We start from the raw sequence: 21,811 nt of genomic DNA on the forward strand, positions 1-21,811 counted from the left end.
TGGAGAAATCTTTTTTTGAAAATCTTTGTTATATACCGAAATTCTCAGATGATAGTTCTCCATGTAATTGATAATTTCAATTAAAATTTACTTCTTCTATAAAGGGCAAATACTTTTCCCTTTATTTCATCTCTATCAACTGGGCCAAAATATCTACTATCTTTGGCTCCTCTTCTCATATCTCCTAGAGCAAAAACTTCATTTTCTTTAAGTTTTAGTGGGAATTTGATTTCTTCTGCTGTTTCGTCATATTCTCCTGTTGGATAAAAGATATTTGTTTCTGCCTGATATGATCCGTTTACTATCAACTGACCTTCTTTGGAGATGTCTACTTCATCTCCACCACTTGCTACTAAGCGTAGCGCATAGTCTGCATCATTCTTACCTACCACTACTACATCGCCTACATAGAAATTTCTATCAAGCCTGTAGTACATCAACAAATCACTTGGTACCATCTTTGGAAACATGTCGTCGTTATAGACTACAAAGAATCCAAAAATGAAAGTGAACAACAACCATAATACTAAGATGATTAGAAATAGTTTTTTAAAAAAACTTATAATTGCATTTTTATTTGAGACATCAACTCGCTTTTGTCTGATGATTTTATTTATATTGGTAAAATCGACAAAGTCTAGCGAGGTTTTACTATCCGCATGAGCTACTTTTATTTTTTCACTCATTGCTATTCTCTCTTAATGCTTTTATTTCTATATTCTTATCATCTAGTAGACTTTGATATTTGATTTGTTGATTTTTAAAAGCCTCGGCATAGAGGTCTGAAAGTTTTTGAACTTTCGCCAGCACATCAGCCTCAGACACTCCGCCAATAGTTTGCTTTTTAAATTTTAAATCTTTCAAAAACTTTTCAATATTGTCTAATTCATTCATCAATACCCCCTGCCAGTTTATTTCTTTTATATAATCTATATGCAAAGGCCATGCTGGCTAGTCCAAGCATAATTGCCATTGGGGTGAAGTTATCAATTAAGCCTGTTGGCGGAGGAATGGTAATGGTTGTTGTAAATGTAACATCTATATTAGTGTTCACAGGCACTTTGTCATATATATCATTACCGTTATCAGTTCCAATCTTATCTCCATTTTCATCTAACACTTGCGCTTGATAAGTAGTCTTACTCATTGGCGATGATGATTCAGTAGTTATTTTAAATCCACTATATGGGACTGTTATATTGTCAATAGAGTCAGCATTTTTTAATTCGTATTCCTTAGATTGAATTTCTCCAAGTGTGTCTGTGTACTCAATTGTCAGTTTGACTGTTTCGTCACCATATAGAAGGTTACCATTTATAATATTTCTCACATTTAGATTAAATGTTTTTTCTTCCCAAATACCATATAGTATATTTTCCTCACCATCACTTGTAAGCATGATATTATCACCAGGTTGAAATGGCATGGCATCAGGTTTATTTAAATCAGATTCACGATACCATCCTTTAAAAGTGTATCCTTCATTAGCTATCATAAGCTTTTTGTTTTCGTCTACCTCAGGACCAGGGAGTTCTACTATATCATTGTCTCTTAAATGTTGGTTCTCTAAATCTCTATGATCTCTAAACCCATAATCTTCTGCATTTATAGGAATTGGAGGTTTTGTAGCAAACTTACGCCCTTCAATTATTCTTTCACCGTCATTTCCAGATAGCTTAACAGGACGTTTTTCTACTAATTTTAAATGAGTAGGTGGAAATTTACTTACTACTGGTTCAAATACAATATCATCTATTACAGTTATAATGTCTCCTGGCTGATAGATTTTATTTAGCATATCCTCAGTTATCTTAGGGCCTGATCTTTCAGGATCAATTTGCCAACCTTGAAATACTTGATCTTTTCCCATTTGGATTTCTTTACCATCAGGAAATTGATATTTTCTATCTGTATACGGTGCTAATACTATAGCTTCAGAATTATCTACATAATCATTTTTATCAGTATAGGAATGTGGTGTGCCGTCTGATAACCAAGCTGTATATGTTACTTTATGAATTGTAGATAATTGTCTAAACTCATTAGGATTTTCTGGGTCTCTGGCTACCCATACAGGATATAAGTATACCTCACTGGTAACAGGAGAAGAGAATGTATATTCTGCAAATTGGCCATTAATAAATGCATACCACTTTAAAAACACATCATCTCTACCCTGCAAAGCAGGTGGCTTTTCGATTTTAAAATCATCTCTGTTTAATATCTCGCCATGATCAATTTCTTTTTTTATTATACCGGCAGCTGGATTATTTCTTTCTTTATATGCAACAACTGTATGAGTTTGAGAATCCCATTTAGCATATAATGTAAGGTCCTTATCGGGCATAGTATCTGTACTTATGTCGATTGATCTACCAGCTCCAGACATATTGTCATACCAACCTCGAAACGTCTTGTTGTTAATTACTGTTTTCCCAGCAATATAATTAGGTGGTGGATAATTCAATAATGGCTTTCCATATTCAATATCATAATAGTAAGCCGAACTTTGACTGTTTCCAATAAAATAACTTAGAGTATACTTGCCCTTCTTGTAATATGCCCATACTTCATAATTTGCTGTAGTTTCATTGTTTATTCCATGTGAATTTTTACTTGGTCTAGCAGAATTTATTCCAGGTTTTTCAAAGTACTGAAATTCATAACCAGGATAGTCATTTTTCTGACTATACGTTTGGGTAATAACTGTGTCAGTATATTTCGGAATAGTTTTCAATAACTTACCTGTGTCTATATCATAGATTTTTAGATACCAGGTTGGTTTTACAGTAGATACATTATATGCATATATTGTTAAATCACCCTTAGGCATTGGTTTATCTCTAGGTACTGTTTCTCCAGTCAAACCACCTATTTTCAAGTTATATTCTCCTTGATTTAATTCAGCGAGCTTTTTCTTAGCCTCATCATAATATTTTGATGTGTCTTGCCCGTGTTTTAACGTCTTATTTACTACATCAATTGAACTTCTAATGCCTCTACTTTTTTCAGCATCAGTCGGATCCCTATATACTCTATAAGTATATGTTTTTCTGTTGTAATATAAATTTATAGTTGTACTTTTATCTCCCCTAATGATTTTTGGAAGATTTTCACTCTCTATGTCACTTTTGACATACATAATATCTCGATTTGCCATCTCTTGTTCTGATAATTTATAAGAAGATGGTATGCCAGTTTGAGTACCTGTTTGTCCTGGCACAATCTTATCTAACTCCAATGTATAACCATCATCATTAGCATTTTGTACCCAATGGTTTATAGTAAACTCACTGGCTAGAGGTGTATACTTGGCCTTTAGCCTTCTATTTTTAGTGATGGCAGTATTCTCATCAAATTTATTTCCACTTTCATCTAACCAATAATCAAACTTATATCCTACTTTAGTAGGTTTTGTATGATCACCAAATTTTGCGGTTTCACCCTCATTTACCACTAATTTAGTAACAGGGGTACCACCATCGGAATCAAAAGTCACTGTGTAAGCTTTTTTATAAACAGCATAAAGCTTTAGCTCTGTGTAGTAACCCTTTTTATTAACTCCATCTGAAGTTTTACTAATTGGATCATTAATTGGATATGGAGCGCCATTTGGTGTAAGTGACCAGTGAGAAAATACAAACCCTGGTTCACCTAATTCTCTTGATATTTCATCTGCTGGAATTTTATTACCTACTGAAACTTCACTAGTTGTTACTACCTCATCTTGATATTTTATAGTACCATCATTATCTTTGTATTCTTTTTTATCAATGAAGTCTACATAAATTACGTCCTTATACTGTCCTTTAAGATATATAATCCCGTCCTTAAATTTATTACGTAATTCATCAACTTTAATAGGTTGATTAAAGTCAAACTTTTCACCAAAAATATCTTTACCCGCTGCAATACTATCTTCGTATTTATAGTAGTACCATCCGGTAAACTTACCTTTGTAAGAAAATATTGGTAGCTCGGGTTGTTTCACATATTCTCCGTTACGTAGTGTTTGTATATCCCATATTTCTCTAATCGGTTCTTTTTCATTTTCATAATTTTTGTTTACAAACACAACGGTAACCGTATTCTTATCATCTTCTGTAACAGCATAAATAGAAAAGCTTTCTGCCTTAAATGATACTGTGTCTCTATTTTTATTTTCTATATCAACTTTTTCTTCTGGAGTAAACTCACTTTTTTTGTGGTATACTTCTACCTCTTTAGCTTCTTTTATCTTTTGATTTGTGATTTGAACGTTGATATCATTTTTTTCTGTGACTTTATATTCTTCATCATTTTCATCAAAGATTGTTATATCGTAAGCTGCAAGGATTTCTTTACCTTCGATTTTGATTTCTACTGGATAGGCTTTTACTTTTGTAAATCCTGGTAGACGGCCTGAAAGTTTTATCCTTGTCTGATCGTTTGATTTTTGGCTATAAGAGCTATCTGTGTAGATATCTGCTAATACTTGTTGATAAGTTAGTTTTTCTTCTGTCTCTTTAGAATCTTCGGTTTCTTCATTAGTTTCAGACTTTTCGATATTTTCTTCACTTGCTTGTTTATCTAAGTCTTCATTTTTGACAGCATCTTCAGTAGTAGTATCTGTTTTATCTTCTGAGTTTTCTTCTTTTTCATCAGATATTTGTGAGTCAGGAGTAATATCTTCTGATTCTTTAGTAGATTCTTCTTTTGTCTCTTTTTCTGATATTTCTTCAGCTTCTTTGTCTTCTTTTAATGTTTCTTCATTATCAGATGTTTCGTCACTATTTTTTTCTTCTTCTGCTTGTTTATATTCTAAATTACCAGCAAGAGCATCTAATAAATCTTTTTTCCAGTCTACTAGTTCTGTATCAGCAGATGGTCTTTCATCTTCTTTTCCAGTTTCTGTATTTTTTTCTTCAGTCGCTTTCTCATTGTTAGCTTCTGTAGTTTGTTTTTCTTCTAATGAATTTGTTAAGCTATCTAGAACCTCTTTTGGTTTTACAATTTCTTTTTGAGCTGAGTTTTTTTCTGCATCTTCTTTTTTGTATTCATTCCTTAAGAATGGAGATTTTACTTCTTCATCCTTTGTTTGTTCTTTTGGAGTCGCTTCCTCTTCTTTTTCTAAGTCTTTTGTAATAGAAAATTCTTCTGCTTTACTTTCAAGTTTTACTTGGTCAGAAAGCTTTGAAAAATCTGTAGTTTGTGCAAATCTTATGTCGTTTTCATTTTTTTCGTAAAGGTAGATTTTATCTAAATCTCTAATTTTACTTGACTTGATTTCGATTTTATATTGATCTGTAGGATTTTTATCGTATAGATTGTCGTCTTTATCAAATATTTCAAATCCAAATGCTAGGACATTTTCTTTTTCCATATCTGTAACTGCATTTTGGATTTCGTAAGCTTTTATTGTGCCATTCTCTGGCATTTTGCCTGTGATTTTGATATCGATGTCTTCATTGGAGAATGTATCGTAGGAACTGTCTTCGTATAATTCCACATCAACAGATTTATCAATTATTTTTTCTGTTTCTTCTTTTGTTGTATCTTCTTCTTTTTCTACTTGTATTTCTGATTCTTGCGCTTCAGCTTTTGGCTCTGTTGGAGTTTGTTCTTTAACTTCCTCAGCTTTTTCAGGAATATCAAGTTTTGTGTCGCTAGTTTCTGCTGACTTCTCATCATTTCCTACTTCATCGGTTTTTTCGTTCATTACTGTAGGATTTTCTTCTATTTCTGCACTTGCATAGGATTTGCTTGCTGCAAGCGGAGCAATAGTTGATGATACTAGCATTGAAAAAGCCATTATTGCGGACATTAACTTATATTTCAAACTTAACAGTCCCCCTTTCTTTAATTTTTCTGTGATATATTTTAATATATTTAAACTATTTTTAACTTGTTTTGATTTTAATGTTATTATTGTACTGTTTTTTTGTACATATTTCAAACAAATTTCAAAATTTTTATGAGATTTTTAGTATATAGAATGTTGGAATTTCAATGACATTAAAGGAAATCATTTACCCTAGTATTTTAGTAGGTTTTCAAATAATATTTTATAATTGTACTGTAAAAATTTATTTTGTCACTCTTTCTTTATTTTATATTTACCCCCCCTCAAATAAAAAAACCTTTGCTTTTTATGCAAAGGGTGCTAATTATTTGCGTAGTCGATATTTACTTTTAATCTTCTTATAAATCTGATTAGGGTCAAAATAAATAATATAGTTCCTAGAATTGCAAATACTAGGGTTATTATTCTTGTTATTTTTACCATATTATCAGTTTTACTATCTGCTTGTTCGTTTTGACTTGCAGGCAATTCCTTGCCTGGCATTTGGAATTTCTCTGCAATAGCACTTTCATCGCGGTAGCAGTTTATCAAAAGTCTATTTGGTCTTGGTGGCATAAAAGGACTACAAGTCATCAGTGTTAATATGTCTTCATCTCCTCGTGGAGCAAGTTTTTCCCAATCATATGGTCCAATAACTTCTTTATCATGTACAACATAGCGCATGGTTTGCTCATCCCTTTCTACATAAACATAGTCTCCTGCTTGGAGTTGGTCTACGTATAAAAACATAGTGTCTGTCCACCAGCCCCTGTGGCCGGCAATGACTGATCTCATGCCAGCACCACCAATAGGAATTGCTGTTCCATCCACTTGAGCAACACCCCTTGAAATGTGATCTAGAGTCGCATCAAGATAAAGTGGCAATTGTTTATCTAGTTTTGGTATTGATAGATAAGCAAACGGTGTGTTTGTTTTGGTAAATTTCTCATACTTTATTTGATAATCTTCAGCTGTAAATGGATCAGAAACAGTAACATCAGAGTTTTTTACAACTTCGTTATATTCTTCTGCATTTTCTGTTTCTTGATTAACTTCATCATCAGATCTTTTTGCCTGCACTTGTTCAAATTTTTTCTTGGAGGCAATTGCTGAGTAATCATTGTAAGTTCTTCTTATTAGCGGGATGGTTACAAAAAGCAAACCTAAAAGGATTAGCAAGTAACCTATAGTACTACTTTTTGTAAGTCTTAATCGATTCTTCAATTGTTTTTACCTCCGTACTTAGTGTTTTTTTTCTTCTGAGCTCTCTAATTACAATTATTAATAAAAGTGCCATAATTGGCAAAAGAATTAAGAATAATTGTAAAAAGTCTGGAGCTAGTCTTTTGACATTTGCAACCCCATCATCTACAGCTTCTTGATAAGGAATTCTGTGTCCCGACTAAAAAGCTTACAAATATGATTTTAGGCTTGTAAATCCTATCAAATTAGTATTATAATTAAATGTGAAAGGAGATTTTATGGCACAATATAACCCAAAAAGCTCAGATCCAGCTGAGTTTATAAACCATGAAGAAATATTAGAAACAATTGACTACGGTCGCAAAAATGCACACAATAGACCGCTTATCATAGATATATTAGAAAAGGCTAGAAAGGCTAAAGGCCTTGATCACAAAGAAGCTTTTGTGCTTTTATCTTGTGACGAAGATGACCTAAACGAGGAAATATTTAAGGTTGCTAAAGAATTAAAACTTAAGTTTTATGCAAACCGTATAGTTTTATTTGCCCCATTATACTTATCAAACTACTGTATCAACGGATGTACATATTGCCCATACCACGGACATAACAAACATATCCCTCGCAAAAAATTAACCCAAGAGGAAATCCGCGAGCAAGTAATTGCCCTTCAAGATATGGGACACAAAAGACTTGCCCTAGAGGCAGGAGAAGACCCTAGAAATAACCCTATTGATTATATACTAGAATCTATTGACACAATTTACAATATTCACCACAAAAACGGTGCAATTCGTAGGGTAAATGTAAATATTGCTGCAACAACCACAGAAAACTACAAAAAACTTCACAATGCAGAAATAGGAACATATATCCTATTCCAAGAAACATATAATAAAGAAAATTACGAAAATCTTCACGCTTACGGTCCAAAATCAAACTATGATTACCACACCACAGCTCACGACCGCGCTATGGATGCAGGTATAGATGATGTGGGTCTTGGAGTTTTATATGGACTTGATTCTTACGAATACGAATTTATCGGCCAATTAATGCATGCTGAGCACTTGGAAGCAAAATATAATGTCGGTCCACACACAATTTCTGTACCACGTATCCAACCAGGAGATGATGTAGATGTAGCAGACTTTGAAAATGCATTGGCAGACGATGTATTTGAAAAAGTAGTAGCATGTATCAGAATCGCAGCACCATACACAGGTATGATAGTATCAACTCGTGAAAGTGAAGAGATGCGTGGCAGATTACTAGAACTTGGTATCAGCCAAATCTCAGGTGCATCAAAAACATCTGTAGGCGGATACACTGAAAATGTCACAGAAGGATCAGACCAATTTGAACTATCAGACAACAGAACTCTTGATGAAGTTGTAGACTGGCTAATAGAAAAAAAACACATTCCATCATTCTGCACAGCTTGCTACAGAAAAGGCAGAACTGGTGAAGTATTTATGGAAATGGTTAAAAATGTTGGAATCGGTAATATTTGCCAACCAAACGCTTTGGTAACTCTAAAAGAATACGGCGAAGATTACGCAAGCCCAAAAACAAAAGCAGACATCGATGCCCTAATAGGCCACGAAATCAACACCATTCCAAATGAAGAAGTCAGAAAAGAAACCATAGAAAATCTAGCATCAGTAGAAAATGGCAAAAGAGACCTATATATATGAGAACTTCTAGCGGAGAAAGATTGCACATTGCCATATTTGGTAACACAAATGCCGGCAAGTCCACTCTTTTAAACTACATTACAGGCCAAGAAACCGCCATAGTTTCAGAAACTCACGGCACAACAACCGACCCAATAAATAAGCCCATGGAAATCCACGGGCTTGGGCCGGTAATTTTTATAGATACAGCAGGAATAAACGACGCAACAGACCTATCTGATAAGAGAATCTCAAAATCTCTAGGCGTTTTAGAAAAAGCAGATATTTTCCTTTATGTCTTAAGTTTAGAAGATGATTTAAAATTTATCGACCAATTAAAGGCAAAAGATAAGCCAATTATATTTATCGCACCAAAACAAGATTTAGAAATTGGACAAGAAATTGTAGAAAAATTCAAGGACCTAAAACCTATTTCTATAAATGTAAATAAAGACGATAGGTACAATTTATTTGAAGAAATAAAAAAAGTTGTTAATAATGATGGCCCATTGACTTTGACCGGCAAATTGGTAAAAAAAGCTGACACAGTAGTTTTGGTAATGCCCCAAGATGAAGCTGCCCCAAAAGATAGGCTGATAAAACCACAAGTGATGACCATTAGAGAATTAATCGATAAAGATGCAGTATGTATCAGCACAAGTTTGGAAAATTTCGAAAATACCCTAAATGTTTTAAAAAATCCACCAGATTTGATAATTACAGACTCAAAAGTTTTTAAAGATGTCTACGAAAAAAGTCCAAAAGAAAGCAAATTGACAAGCTTTTCAGTGCTAATGAGTGGATTTAAGGGAGATGTAGAATACTTTAGACAGTCAGTAAAAGTACTGGACAATGAAGTAAAACACATCCTAATAGCAGAAATCTGCACCCATCCACCTATCGAGGAAGACATAGGCACAGTAAAAATACCAAAAATGCTTAGAAAAAAATATCCTAATCTAAATATAGACTTTGCCAGAGGCGAAGACTTCCACGATATTGAAAAATACGACCTAATCATAGAATGCGGATCATGTATGTTTAACCGCACAAGTGTTATGAATAGGGTAAAAAAATTCAAAGAAAAAAATATCCCAATGACAAACTACGGAATGACAATCGCGTATTTGCAAGGGATAATAGACAAAATAGACTACCAGGTGTGAGCTTGGTGGTTTTTTTGTAGGGAAATAGGAAAATTACTGTCAAGGAGACCAATCGACTACGCTTTGCTGCGCTCATAGTGACAAGTGTAATAAATTGGGTCTATTGTCATAAAATATTATAAGGATATGTTATCCCCAGAACCTCGCCTGTCATCCTGAGTGAGTGAATGTAATGAACGAATCGAAGGATCTCCTTGGTTGGTATTATTTGAAAACGGAGATAATTATTTTCCAGGAGACCCTTCGGCTGCGCTTTGCTCCGCTCAGGGTGACAAAGAGAGTAACAATATGGATGACAGTAATTGCTAATATTTATTATTATTTTTCTTCTTCTCTTCATTCAACTTTCTATAATTCTCAACCCAAAGCCTACGTTCTGTTGGACTTAAAATAGAAATCCCCCAACTTTCCGACAAGTCCTTTCTATCAGGATTTACCTTATCGACCAATCCATATTTTTTCGAACGCGTCCAACCCTTTAGTTGCTTTTCTCTTTTTATCGCCTCTTTTGAATCCACAAATTCTTCTAAGTAGATTAATTTTGTTGCGTTGCATTTATCAGTGTAACCATTAATCAAATGATTTTTATGCTGGAACATACGATTAATAATATTTCCTGTGATACAAATATAAGGTGATCTACCATATTTACTTTCTAAAATGTAAACGTAATATGCTTTAGACATAAAGTTCTCCGCAATTAGAAAAATGTTATACTAGAAAACCCTTCGACTACGCTCAGGGTGACAGAGTGCAAATTAGGTTTTATGTATGAAAAGAATGTGAAAGACATGTTATCTCCAAGAATCCCATTGTCATCCTGAGCAGGATTTGCACGTGCAAATCCGTCGCCGAAGGATCTTCTAGATTAAGATTAACTTTTGATACAAAATAACTAATTATAAAATTATCTAAACTAATAAACCAACTCAGCCTTCCTAGTAATCACATCTCCCCTATCAGTTACAATCTCGTAGCCCGCCCTATCTACTCTCATTGTTAGACAAGCCTTGCATTCGGCTGCTTCATCTCCTGTGCATATTTTATTGTCGTAAAGTTGGTATTGTTTTCTATACATAGTTGGCGATAGGTTTGGCATTAGTACGTTTGCTCCTGCTTTTAGTCCCATTTCTCGTCCTAGTGGGTTGATTGTTCCTAGGGCTGTTGTTGCTGGTATCAGTGCATATGGGAATAGGATTCTTAAAATTGAGACCAATCTTAATGTTTTTGTATATGATCCGTTTGGAAAATCTTTAAACGGAGTGTCATGGCTGGTTAAGAATGGGCCTATGCCTATCATGTCTGGTTCTAGTTTTTCTAAAAATCTTAAGTCTTTTATCAAATCCTCAGTTGTCTGATATGGACTATCCACCATAAATCCGCCGCCTACTTGGTATCCAATCTCTTTTAATTGCCACAAGGCCTCGTGACGCTCTTCCATTGTCATGCCAGCTGGGTGAAGTTTTTTAAAGTGTTCGCTGTCGGATGTTTCTTGGCGTAACAAATATCTATCTGCCCCGGCCTCATAAAATCTTTTGAAAGACTCATAAGGTTTTATACCTAGTGAAAGAGTAATAGCTGTGTCCGGATGTTTTGCTTTTATTTCCTTTATGATATCTACAATCATATCGTCTGTATAATATGTATCCTCCCCACCTTGCAAAACATAAGTCCTAAAGCCAAGCATATAGCCAGCATCTGCGCATTGAACTATTTCCTCTGGGGTCAATCTGTAACGATCAACATTTTTATTTGATTTGCGAATGCCGCAATATAAACAGTCGTTTTTGCAAAAGTTGGAAAACTCAATAAGTCCACGGATATATACGGCATCACCGTAAATCTCTCTACGAATACGATCGGCAGTATCCGCCAACCATTCATTCATAGACTCATCTTCTATCCAATTTTTTAGCTCTTCGTCTGTGTAATATGTAGTATTTTTAAAGTTTTTCATAGTAATATTATATCAATGAATAGGAGTGCTTGTCTAATATATTTTAGTATTTTACTCAGGATTAAGATTAGAAACAGAACTCTCCACGCACTACGCTTACGCTTGTTTGGTCGAGATGTAAAGCTTAGATGCTCTAATTATTTTGAACTCCAAAACTTACCGTTTAGACCGCGCATCTATGATGCGAGTGGATAAATCTTTCTCAATATACTTAAATATATATATTATATATATATATAATTTTATCACACTACTATATTAGTGCTACTAATAGAGTTATAGAGTACTTTAAAATAAATTACTAGAAAAAATATTTTTCAATTACACTAAAACATTAGATTTGTTAAATTTTAAAAGATTTTGTTCAGTTTAAAACTCCACTATATAAATGAATACTTTACTAGTTTAAAGTAGATTTTGAAGAAATATTACTATAAAATATAAAAACGCCACAGCTATTCGCCTTGGCGTTTTTACGTAGTTTAGATTTCCTTATTTTTGGAATTCTTGTAATAGTTTTAAATCTTCTAGGTATTTTGCTATAGTTGGATAATTTTTGTGTGCTTGTTCATTAGTAACTGTATTTGCTGTTTTGTTTAGTGGATCTAGGGTTATTGTAACTACTTTTTCTAAATCATTGTAGACATTTTCTGAATAACCTGGTACTAAATTTTTGAAGCTTTCACTTGTTTCTCTGATTACTTTTGCATCATCAACTTTTTGTAGAGCTTTTTCGTTGTTTTTCTCTAATTTGTCGATATTATCTAGTAAAGCTTTTATATTTGCTAGTTCCTCTTTATTATCTAAAGCTTTGTTTGATTCTATTGATAAGTTTATTTGGTCAATGATTTTACTGGTCTTTTCGTTATTTTTATCAATATGAGTTAGCAATTTATAAGTCTCATCATCGATTGATTTGCTTAGGTCCATTACTGTGTTTGCAGCGTATTTACCATAAATATTTACTAGTTCATCTTGTATAGTTTGGTTTCTATCTTCGATTTCTTTTATAAGACTAGTAATATCTGAGCTCTTTTCATAAGATGTATTTGTGTTGTTTGCTAATGTAACAAGGCTTGGATATTCCTTATCAATTTCTTGAAGAGTGTTGAGGATTTCTGTATTTCTATTTTCAATATCTAATCTTAATGCTTCGATATCTACATTATCTATATCTTCTTGGCTATTGCTAGTTAATAGATTTCTTGTTACTTTATCAGAAGTCTCATCTTTTAGAACAACGATATTAACATCCTGACTTTCATTAGTAGTGTTTTTATTTTCGCTTGAAGCTACTGCTTGATCCTTATCTATTTCTTTCATTTGTGAAAGGATTTGTTCATTTCTTTCTTTTATTTCATTTGTTAAGGCATCTACATCATTGTTTGCTTGTGTGTCTATTTTTGGAGCCTCTTTTGTTTGTGTAGCAACATCCTTATCAATTGCTTTTAGCTGCTCTTTTATTTTTAAATCATTTGCTGCAATTGTATTGGTTAATTGAGCAACGTCTTCACTCTCTGACACATCTAAGTCTCTTTTTAACTCAACTTGATTTGCTGAAAAAGTACTTTCTTTACTATCAACTAGAGAATTGAATGTGATTTTTGCAGCACCATTTGCTGGAATTACTAGGTTTTGAATATCTCCAAAGTCTAAATCGAAAGTTTGTTCACTTACAAAGCCATCTTTGCTTGCTCTAAGAGTTTCGATTTTAATTTTACCTGGATTCTTTTGGTTTTCACTAAGATTAATAGGATAATTTATTGAAATATTTTTATCAGATTGATTTACTAGAAAATCAGACCACTCAATATTTGATTCATCTATAAACTTACCATTTATAAGTGAGCCTAATCCTGAGATATCTTGAGTTTTTAAGTTTTTATTGCCCTGTGCATCTGTTTCTATAGCTGAAACTACTCTTTTGCTAGCAATTTTACTTTCACTATTATTTGCTAATATGTAATCGAAAACAAAATTATTTTCCTTGCCTTCTTTGATATTCGCTCTTAGATTTATAGTTTTTGCATTTTTTAGGTCAACTGTGATTTTTTTACCACCTGTAATATCTTCTGTTTTTACTGAATCAACTGAGATGTTTTCATCTGGAGGTATTTCTAGATTTTCAAGATTTGATCTATCTAGTAGGTAAAAAACTCCTTTTAAATCTTCATTTGCATTTGCAATGTTAATTGTATAGTAGGCTATTTTACCTGTCCCATCAAGCTTTGTTGTTATATCTGATGAAACTTTACCTGTCACATCATTCATTATTTGTTCTTCTGTTATTAAGGGTAGTTGATTTTTATCAGTAGGCTCAGCTGCTTGTGCTGTAGTTGGCAAAATTATTGCTAGAGATAGAGCCATGTATGCATATTTTGTGATATTAGTATATTTCATGAGTCCCCCAAATCCATACTATTATATTAAAAATAATCATAAATTTCAATAATTTAGTATATTAACTCAATATAACTAAAATCATTCGCCTCTTGTGCCTGGATCCAAGGTTTTTGCTAGCTCATCTCTTAATTCGTTTTGAATGTCTATAAGTTCTTTTTCAGCTATCTTTCTTTGGTTGGCAGCGTCACGTTGGATTTGGACTGATTCATTGATGGTTGCAATAAGATTTTGATTTACTTCCTTAATTGTATCTACATCTATAGTTGATCTTTGAGCTTCTTTTTGAATTTCTACTGTCGAGTTTCTAAGGTTTTCTGAGTTTCTGCGGAGCAATTCATTTGTAGTATTAGAGACTTGTTTTTGCATATTTACTATCTCTTGTTGACGATTTAGGCCAAGAGCTATGACTACTTGAGATTTCCAAAGTGGGATGGTGTTGTTGATTGAGTCTGTGATTTTATCAACCAATAGTTGGTCGTTGTTTTGGATAAGCTTAATTTGTGGGGCAGTTTGTAGGGCAACAGCCTTTGAAGTTTTTAGATCAAAAATACGTTTTTCAAAACGGTTTACATTTTCTTCAAAGTCACGTACTACTTGCATTGCCATTGGTTCATCAGAACTTTCAGCATCCTTATATAGGGCTGGCAGGGTTTCCTTTCTCATTTCCTCTACTGCTTCTTCGCCAGCAATGATATATCTTTCTAGCTCCTTAAAATAGTCGATATTTTCTTCGTAAAGCTTATCAAATATACCAATATCTTTTAAAAGTTCCATGCGGGCACTTTCAAGTTTTGCAGAGATTTTATCTATTTGCGCTTCCATATTTTGGTATTTTGCAAGATATCTTTCTACTTGTTTTTTTGGTCCACCAAAAAATTTATCAAATAATGATTTTTCTCCAAAATTTTGGATATCTACATCATTTACCTTTACAAGTAAGTCAGTCATCAGCTCTCCAACCTCTCCAGTGTCCTTGCTTCTAACTTCTGATAGGATTTGGTCAGAGAATTGAGCTATACCTTTTTGGGCATTTGTCCCATAAACTGATGATAGTTGTGAGTTTCTAAGGTCGATTTGATTTTTAATCTGGTCAATCTTCGCCCTATCTTCTGGGCTGATTTTTTCAACTCTTTTTTCAGTTACTTCTGCAATTTCCTTTTTATCAAGGCTTATATCTGTGGCAGCCCCTTTGCTGTCCATAAGGTTGTCTAGCGAATAATCTGGCATAGTAATATCTCCTTATTATTGTATTGTCGTATTTTTAAACTCTATTTTCTTTCAATATATGTTTTCATTGAACTCGGAGGATAGGGCATAGGGGTAGCGGAGACCCCTTATTCCCTTTCCCCCAAACCCCCTAAACCCATTTCTACGAAAACACGTTTCTACGAAACTTCTTCACGCTCCCACGTTAAGTTTTCGGGATAAAAGTCCAAAATCAATGGACTTTTATCTCCCACCGCCACTGCGTGGAGCATTAGATTAGTAGAAGTTCGCTTTGCGAATTCTTTTTTTAAACATAAAGGAATTTAATAATTATTTTATTGCGTCCATTAATTCTAACATCACATCTATATTTGGCATTTGCATTATTTTGGTTACTTGGTCTGCCATTCCGTTTACATTAAATTCGTCTGGGTTTTCTGTTCCTGATACTATTGTCCTAAATCCGTGATCTTTCCAGGCGAGTGCTTGGATATCTTTGTCCATTAGGGCATTTAGTCCTACTTTTCCCGTCTCAGTGAGAGCAATATATACATGGGATGACCATACTGTTGGCTCTGGGTAAAGGATTATGATGTCATCTCTGATTTGCTCATACATATCAGGCTCTTGTTTAGAAAATTCTAATAATTGAGATTCGTAGCCTGCTATGATTGGAAATGATCCCACTCCTTGGCGGAGAAATTGGTTAAACATATCTATGGATGATGTTTGCATATAGCCAATTTGATTGTAAATGCGTTTTATGTCCTCTTTTACATTATCAATACTTGATCTTGTAACAGGTTGGTTATCATTTAGGGCATTTGCTAAAAGTCCTAGGAACATATTTCCTGAGTTTGACTCATTTGGATCTGTGGTATCTACTAGTATTGGCCCATAAAGTTGGTATAGGCCAATATCTGACCAAGTTTTTTTATCTTTCATAAGGCCTGCAAGTTTTGTCATATCGACAAAGTGTACGCCATTTTCTTCATGGACTACTCCTTGATCTATGAGGGCATCTACTACTATTTTTCTAGAATATAGGACTATTGGGGTGTTAAATACTATCTCATTTTGCAAGTCCTTGCCGCCATTTTTCCTAAAAAGCTCTAAGGCTAATTGGCTAGATGGCCACAAATAGTCCTTATCACTAGTATCAACACTTGCCATGGCAAGTGATCCTTCTTTTCTGTAGTCCATATTTAGGCCATAAGATTTTTTGGCCTTTTGCTTAAATTGTTCATTTTCAACCATTGGGATTTTCTCACCACCTATAAATCCCGTTATAGCAACTTCATTTGGAGTCTGACTTTGATAGTACATATAGCCGCCTGCACCAACTATTACTAAAATAAGTATTAATAATCCCCATTTTTTCTCTTTCATCTGATGTCTCCTCCAAGTTTGATAGTTTGCTCTAATAAGTCTGTTTCTACCTCAAGTTTGTTGATTTTATCCTTGTGATAGGCATCCCTCTGGCTGACAAATATTTTTATAAGTAAGTCTAGCGATTCGCTAGTTTTTTCCTTGATATCATTAAATTTATCAGCACTAACATTTGCCCTATCTAAGTCGTTATAATTATCCACTATTTCACACGCTGTACCTAGATAATAGTCAAGAAAATGGCGTGATTTGCTAATTTCTCTAGGATTGTTTTCTAGGTAAAACTCTATATCATTGGTTATTTTTGCAAGCTCGTTTGCCTTTGTTTTAATATTGGTATCTTTAATGCTTGCTGCAGATTCTTTTAATTTTTTCTGGTCTATTTGTAGCTTTTGGTAGATTGCTTTAATTTCTTCGGCATTTTCTAAGGCCTCGATATCGGTATTGCCTATCATTAGCTTTGGTTTGCTAATCAAATATACTCCAGCATATACCCCCAGGGCCAAAATGGCTGATATAAGAAAGTGCCATTTTGCGCCAATTAGTAGGCCAAAAAAAGTTATTAGCGCTGCAAGAAGTGCCCTAAAGTCCCTTCTACTGTCATTCATTAATTGTATCCTTTAACATTTTGGAAGGCCTTAATCATATCTGTCCTCCCGTCAAAGACTCTTGCCCTTGACATATTTGCAATTTCTTCCAAATCGCTTTGTTCAGCATCTCCAAACATTATTGAAAATATTGGCACATCGTAATCTAAATCTGAGTAGGCTGCTTCTAGGTCATCGAAAGTTGCGGCTCCATTTGGTCTACCATCCGATAAAACAACTATGGCTGGGCTGTAATTATCAAGTTTTGCTTTGTTATCATTTAATATGTTAACTGCTTTTATTATAGCCTCATACATATAAGTTGATGTCTCCGGCGCATAATTATCCTTAAGGTCTTCATATACTTTGTTAAGATCCTCGCCATTGCCATCAGCTGTAATTGTGCCTAATATTTCTTCAGAAAACGGTATGAGTACTGTGTAGTCTTTGTCAGTTCCTAAAAGTAGGTTGGCTTTTGCATTTTCAGGGACCAAAACTTGATTCATAGCTTCAAGCATTTGAGTGTAGCCGTTATTATCATGCATAGATCCTGAATAATCTAGGACATAGATTGTAAAAGCTGGTTTTTTAAACTCAGTTTGGTACATATTTAGGGCTTCCATAATAACATCTGCTTTTGGAAGTCTAACAGGACTTAAAGTCTTATCCAAATCAATACCCCAGTCTGATTTATAGACAGCTCTATTGGTCTCGCGTACTGTACCAAAGGCTGATCTTTTGCCTGTTTGTTCAATCTTGATTTGGGCCTCATCGCTAAGTAAATAATTTTGGAATTTTTTAAAGGCCTCTTCTTTTTGGCTATCACCCTTGTCAACATAGGCTAATGGCGAATCAGAAATAGATAGGCCGTCAGTTGGATAAACTAGGTACAAAGGCTCCTTGCCTTCTTCTTCTAGCTTTTGGTTGGTTGCAATAATTAGTTGCTCGTAGTTGACCATGGCATCATAATCACCATTTAAAAACAAGTCCACAAGCCAGTTTGATGACCCTGATGAACGCTCCACACCTGATAAAAGTGAGGTGATTTGCTCTTTGAGGTTTTCATCTGCTAGGTCCTCGCTAGTTAGGCCCTCTTTTTCTTTTGCTAGAGAATTTAGAAATCCTAGATAGGCACTAGCCCCAGAGTTTGATTGGGTGGCTGAAGTCATAGTAAATTTGAGTTTACCAGATTTTATAGCGTCTATAATCTCAGAAGTTTCGACATCTCTATCCATAAAACCAAGGTCTTGGGCTAAAGATTTTTTGATACCAAAAACAACTGGAGACTGGGAAGTAGTTTCTGCATATTTTAATATGTGATTAGTATCTCCCAAATTTAGCCAAATAGAGGAAGCTGGCCAAACTGCATCATATGTAATATCTTCTGTGCCAATCAGCCTCATAATATCAAGAGATCCCAGATAGTCAATCTCAATATTTTGCTTATTTGCCTTTGCATATTCCTCTATAATAGGCTCAAGTTCCTTATTTTCTGAACCTGCTACTATACGAAGAGGCTCTCCACTTTTATAAGAGCTTTGAAAATCAGCATTGCTAGGAGTCTCAGAATTTGCCCCACAAGAGGTCAAAATAATAAGCGATAAGAGAATAGTGAATATTTTTTTCATAGAAGTTCTCCTTAAGTCTTTCTATTACAATTATACCTAATATCTGAACTTTTAATCGACAAAATTAAGGAATTTTACATATTTTTAACAAAAATTTAAGAGAAATTTATGATTTATAAAAAATGCGACGTAAACCGCCGCATAAAAGTAAATTTATTTGTTTGTAAACTTGACCAGAGATATTTTGCAGAGTTTCAAAATCCTTTAATTTCTGGTAAATGTTTTATCAATTCACCATTAATGGACAAAGGGATTGTAAAACCTACCTCCATTAACAAAGAATAAGCATATGCCAAGCATTGTAATCAAAGCACAAACCACAATAGCAAATATATCTATTTTTCTAAAGGGCCTATATGAGTACCATGTTCTTGAATTTTCTTTGCCAAAACGTCTAAGTTCCATGGCTTGGCTAATGGTTTCTATACGGTTTAGGCTATCAAAGATTAAAGGCCATACAATATTTGACGATGATTTTATCCTATCTATCAAGCTTGCTTTTTTACTCATCTCTATCCCCCTAGCTTGGCTTGCTAGTTTTATGTCATTGTATGACTCTTGTATGTCTGGTATATATCTAAGAGCCAAGGCAACTGCATAGCTTATCTTATAAGACACACCAATTTTATTTAGACTTGATGCAAATTCGCTTGGACTAGTGGTGAAAATGAATATTAATGCAAGTGGTATGGTTGAAAAATATTTTATAGCTACATTTAGTTCATAAAAAAGCTGTTCTTTTGTTAGAGAATACCTGCCCCATCCGTCTCTAATGATAGTTCTGCTATTGTATAGATTTACACCATATTCTGGCTCAAAAATGTAGATTGCAAGCAAATTTAGGATTGCAAAAACCAGAACAAACTTGACCACAAAACTAACCGCATCCCACGGAATTTCTGCTAACTTAAATAAAATTAGAGAAAAGATTGTCACAAAAAGTAAAAATCTTGTATCATAGCTTGTCATCACAATGATAGAAAGCATGAGAAAACAAATCAGTTTTGTAGTTCCAGATAGCCTATGAATGATGGTATCATTTTCTATGTAACCTAAGATTTTCTCACTCATAGTTTACCCCTTTCATAGCTAATAAATTTCTCTATAAATTCTTCTGGGTCATAATCAATGCTTCTTGCAAGTTTTGAAAGTGAAGTTTCTGCTAGTGAAGAATGTTTTAAAAGTTCAACATTAGAAAATAGCTCCTTTGGACTCGTATCCGCCAAAAGTGTACCATCGGCAAAAACCATTGTCCTTTGTGTATATTCTTGGATTAAGTGCATATCATGGGAAATCATTAAGATTGTAAGCTTATATTCCTGGTTTAGTTTTTGAATAAATTCCATAATTTCTGTATAATGCCTATAATCTTGGCCTGCCGTTGGTTCATCTAGGATAATTATTTCTGGATTTAAGATTAAGATAGATGCAATAGTTACCCTACGTTTTTGCCCATAGGAAAGGGCATTTATTGGCCAATTTCTAAAGGGGTATAGACCACATATTTTGAGAACTTTCTCGGTTTTTTTCTCTATTTCCTCATCACTTGCACCGCGTAATTTTAAACCAAATCCTACTTCTTCTTTAATATTTGTTTTTGAAATCATGGCATTTGGATTTTGCAAAACGTAGCCGATTTTTTCTGCAATTTCTTTTATTGATAAGTTTGCTGTATCTCTGTTATTTAAAATAATTTGTCCACTAGTCGATCTTAAAAATCCACAAAGAAGCTTGGCTAAAGTTGATTTGCCAGCCCCGTTTGGGCCGACTATGCTAACTACTTCTCCCTTATTGATTGAAAAATTGACGTCATGGAGAATTTGATTATTTTTATCATAGGCAAATGACAATTCTTTTGCTGTAAGGATCGGATTATTTTTTCTATCTTCATTTGTAATTTCAATATTATCAACCCAATCTTTTACTAAGGACAGTTCATTTTGTTTTAAGTACGTATTTTCAAAGGATCCTAAGTGTTCGATATTTGATAATCCAATACCAGCATATTCTAAGGCATTAATATAAAGAGGCTTTCTGACCCCTATTTTTTCTAAAATATCAGATTTTAAAATTTCAGATGGACTGCTATCTATCAAAACTTGACCCTCATCTACTACCAATATACGGTCTGGATTTAGGTTTAGGGCTTCTTCTAGTCTATGCTCTATGACGATAATCGTATAATTATACTTTTGATTTAGCTCATCGATTAACTTCATCGTAGCCAAGCCACTTGCAGGATCTAGGTTTGCAAGTGGTTCATCAAGTAACAAAATTGGCGTATCTGATACTAGCACTCCAGCTAGTGACACACGTTGTTTTTGACCACCTGAGATTTGATTTGGTTTATGTGCCAAAAGATTTGAAATTTCAAGTCTGTCAGCCCATTTTGAAACTGTATCTTTCATCAAGTATTGGTCTACATTATCATTTTCTAGAGAAAATGCTATATCCTCTGCGACAGTCAGACCCACGAATTGCCCGTCTGTATCCTGCAAAACTGTTCCAACTAAAAGAGAGATATCAAAAATCGAAGAATTTCTGATATCTTTATCTAGTATGCTCACTTTCCCAGTAATGTCTCCATCAAAAGTATTTGGGATTTCGCTATTTATGGCCTTGGCTAGAGTTGATTTGCCAGACCCGCTTGGGCCAATGATAACAATTTTTTCGCCTTTTTTAGCTTCAAAATTAATATTTTTTAAAGTTGGTTCTTGCTGGGATTTGTATTTAAATGTAAAGTTTTCAAATTTGATTTGTTTATTATTTTCCAAT

At 34.0% G+C, this 21,811-nt stretch carries 15 protein-coding genes; 2 read left to right on the top strand and 13 right to left on the bottom strand.

Annotation, left to right across the window (positions count from 1 at the left end; translation table 11 throughout):
* Positions 1–80: 80 nt before the first annotated feature.
* The 4 genes from lepB to ACKRLN_RS06085 form a co-directional block, all read right to left on the bottom strand.
* Positions 81–686 (bottom strand): signal peptidase I, encoded by a 606-nt coding sequence (lepB, locus tag ACKRLN_RS06070; RefSeq protein ID WP_416334597.1) that lies wholly within the window; start codon positions 684–686, stop codon positions 81–83.
* Complete coding sequence (locus ACKRLN_RS06075; RefSeq protein ID WP_416334598.1) at positions 679–894, bottom strand: hypothetical protein; 216 nt, start codon at positions 892–894, stop codon at positions 679–681. Before ACKRLN_RS06075 ends, lepB begins: the two co-directional genes overlap by 8 nt.
* Positions 887–5,818, bottom strand: a complete 4,932-nt coding sequence (locus tag ACKRLN_RS06080; protein ID WP_416334599.1) for an InlB B-repeat-containing protein — start codon at positions 5,816–5,818, stop codon at positions 887–889. The genes ACKRLN_RS06075 and ACKRLN_RS06080 overlap by 8 nt, the downstream gene beginning before the upstream one ends.
* Before the next feature lie 324 nt (positions 5,819–6,142).
* Complete coding sequence (locus ACKRLN_RS06085; RefSeq protein WP_416334600.1) at positions 6,143–7,045, bottom strand: class C sortase; 903 nt, start codon at positions 7,043–7,045, stop codon at positions 6,143–6,145.
* Positions 7,046–7,302: 257 nt separating this feature from the next.
* Here ACKRLN_RS06085 and hydG point away from each other — a divergent pair, with 257 nt between their 5' ends.
* Positions 7,303–8,721 (top strand): [FeFe] hydrogenase H-cluster radical SAM maturase HydG, encoded by a 1,419-nt coding sequence (gene hydG / locus ACKRLN_RS06090; RefSeq protein WP_416334601.1) that lies wholly within the window; start codon positions 7,303–7,305, stop codon positions 8,719–8,721.
* The gene (hydF, locus tag ACKRLN_RS06095; protein WP_416334602.1) at positions 8,718–9,866 is read left to right on the top strand and encodes a [FeFe] hydrogenase H-cluster maturation GTPase HydF; all 1,149 of its coding nucleotides are present in this window, start codon (positions 8,718–8,720) and stop codon (positions 9,864–9,866) included. Before hydG ends, hydF begins: the two co-directional genes overlap by 4 nt.
* 305 nt (positions 9,867–10,171) lie before the next feature.
* Here hydF and ACKRLN_RS06100 read toward each other — a convergent pair whose 3' ends face one another.
* The 9 genes from ACKRLN_RS06100 to ACKRLN_RS06140 all read right to left on the bottom strand — a co-directional run bounded on the left by ACKRLN_RS06100 (position 10,172) and on the right by ACKRLN_RS06140 (position 21,810).
* A complete protein-coding gene (locus ACKRLN_RS06100) occupies positions 10,172–10,552 on the bottom strand; it encodes a GIY-YIG nuclease family protein (protein WP_416334603.1) in 381 nt (126 codons plus the stop codon).
* Between the two features lie 230 nt (positions 10,553–10,782).
* Positions 10,783–11,823, bottom strand: coding sequence for a [FeFe] hydrogenase H-cluster radical SAM maturase HydE (gene hydE, locus ACKRLN_RS06105; RefSeq protein WP_416334604.1), 1,041 nt, complete (start codon positions 11,821–11,823; stop codon positions 10,783–10,785).
* A gap of 492 nt (positions 11,824–12,315) precedes the next feature.
* Positions 12,316–14,223, bottom strand: a complete 1,908-nt coding sequence (locus ACKRLN_RS06110) for a hypothetical protein (RefSeq protein WP_416334605.1) — start codon at positions 14,221–14,223, stop codon at positions 12,316–12,318.
* An 81-nt stretch (positions 14,224–14,304) separates the two neighbouring features.
* A complete protein-coding gene (locus tag ACKRLN_RS06115) occupies positions 14,305–15,453 on the bottom strand; it encodes a toxic anion resistance protein (protein ID WP_416334606.1) in 1,149 nt (382 codons plus the stop codon).
* Between the two features lie 309 nt (positions 15,454–15,762).
* The gene (locus ACKRLN_RS06120; RefSeq protein WP_416334607.1) at positions 15,763–16,821 is read right to left on the bottom strand and encodes a hypothetical protein; all 1,059 of its coding nucleotides are present in this window, start codon (positions 16,819–16,821) and stop codon (positions 15,763–15,765) included.
* Positions 16,818–17,429: a 5-bromo-4-chloroindolyl phosphate hydrolysis family protein gene (locus ACKRLN_RS06125; RefSeq protein WP_416334608.1), complete on the bottom strand. Its 612-nt coding sequence runs from the start codon at positions 17,427–17,429 to the stop codon at positions 16,818–16,820. Before ACKRLN_RS06125 ends, ACKRLN_RS06120 begins: the two co-directional genes overlap by 4 nt.
* Entirely contained in the window at positions 17,429–19,036 is a 1,608-nt protein-coding gene (locus ACKRLN_RS06130) for a substrate-binding and vWA domain-containing protein (protein ID WP_416334609.1), read from the bottom strand. Before ACKRLN_RS06130 ends, ACKRLN_RS06125 begins: the two co-directional genes overlap by 1 nt.
* A 237-nt stretch (positions 19,037–19,273) precedes the next feature.
* Positions 19,274–20,107, bottom strand: a complete 834-nt coding sequence (locus ACKRLN_RS06135; RefSeq protein WP_416334610.1) for an energy-coupling factor transporter transmembrane component T family protein — start codon at positions 20,105–20,107, stop codon at positions 19,274–19,276.
* Positions 20,104–21,810, bottom strand: coding sequence for an ABC transporter ATP-binding protein (locus tag ACKRLN_RS06140; RefSeq protein WP_416334611.1), 1,707 nt, complete (start codon positions 21,808–21,810; stop codon positions 20,104–20,106). The genes ACKRLN_RS06135 and ACKRLN_RS06140 overlap by 4 nt, the downstream gene beginning before the upstream one ends.
* Between the last annotated feature and the right edge of the window lies 1 nt (position 21,811).

The sequence above is a fragment of the Anaerococcus sp. AH8042_DFU013_CI05 genome, from assembly GCF_047936775.1.
Lineage (GTDB): Bacteria > Bacillota > Clostridia > Tissierellales > Peptoniphilaceae > Anaerococcus.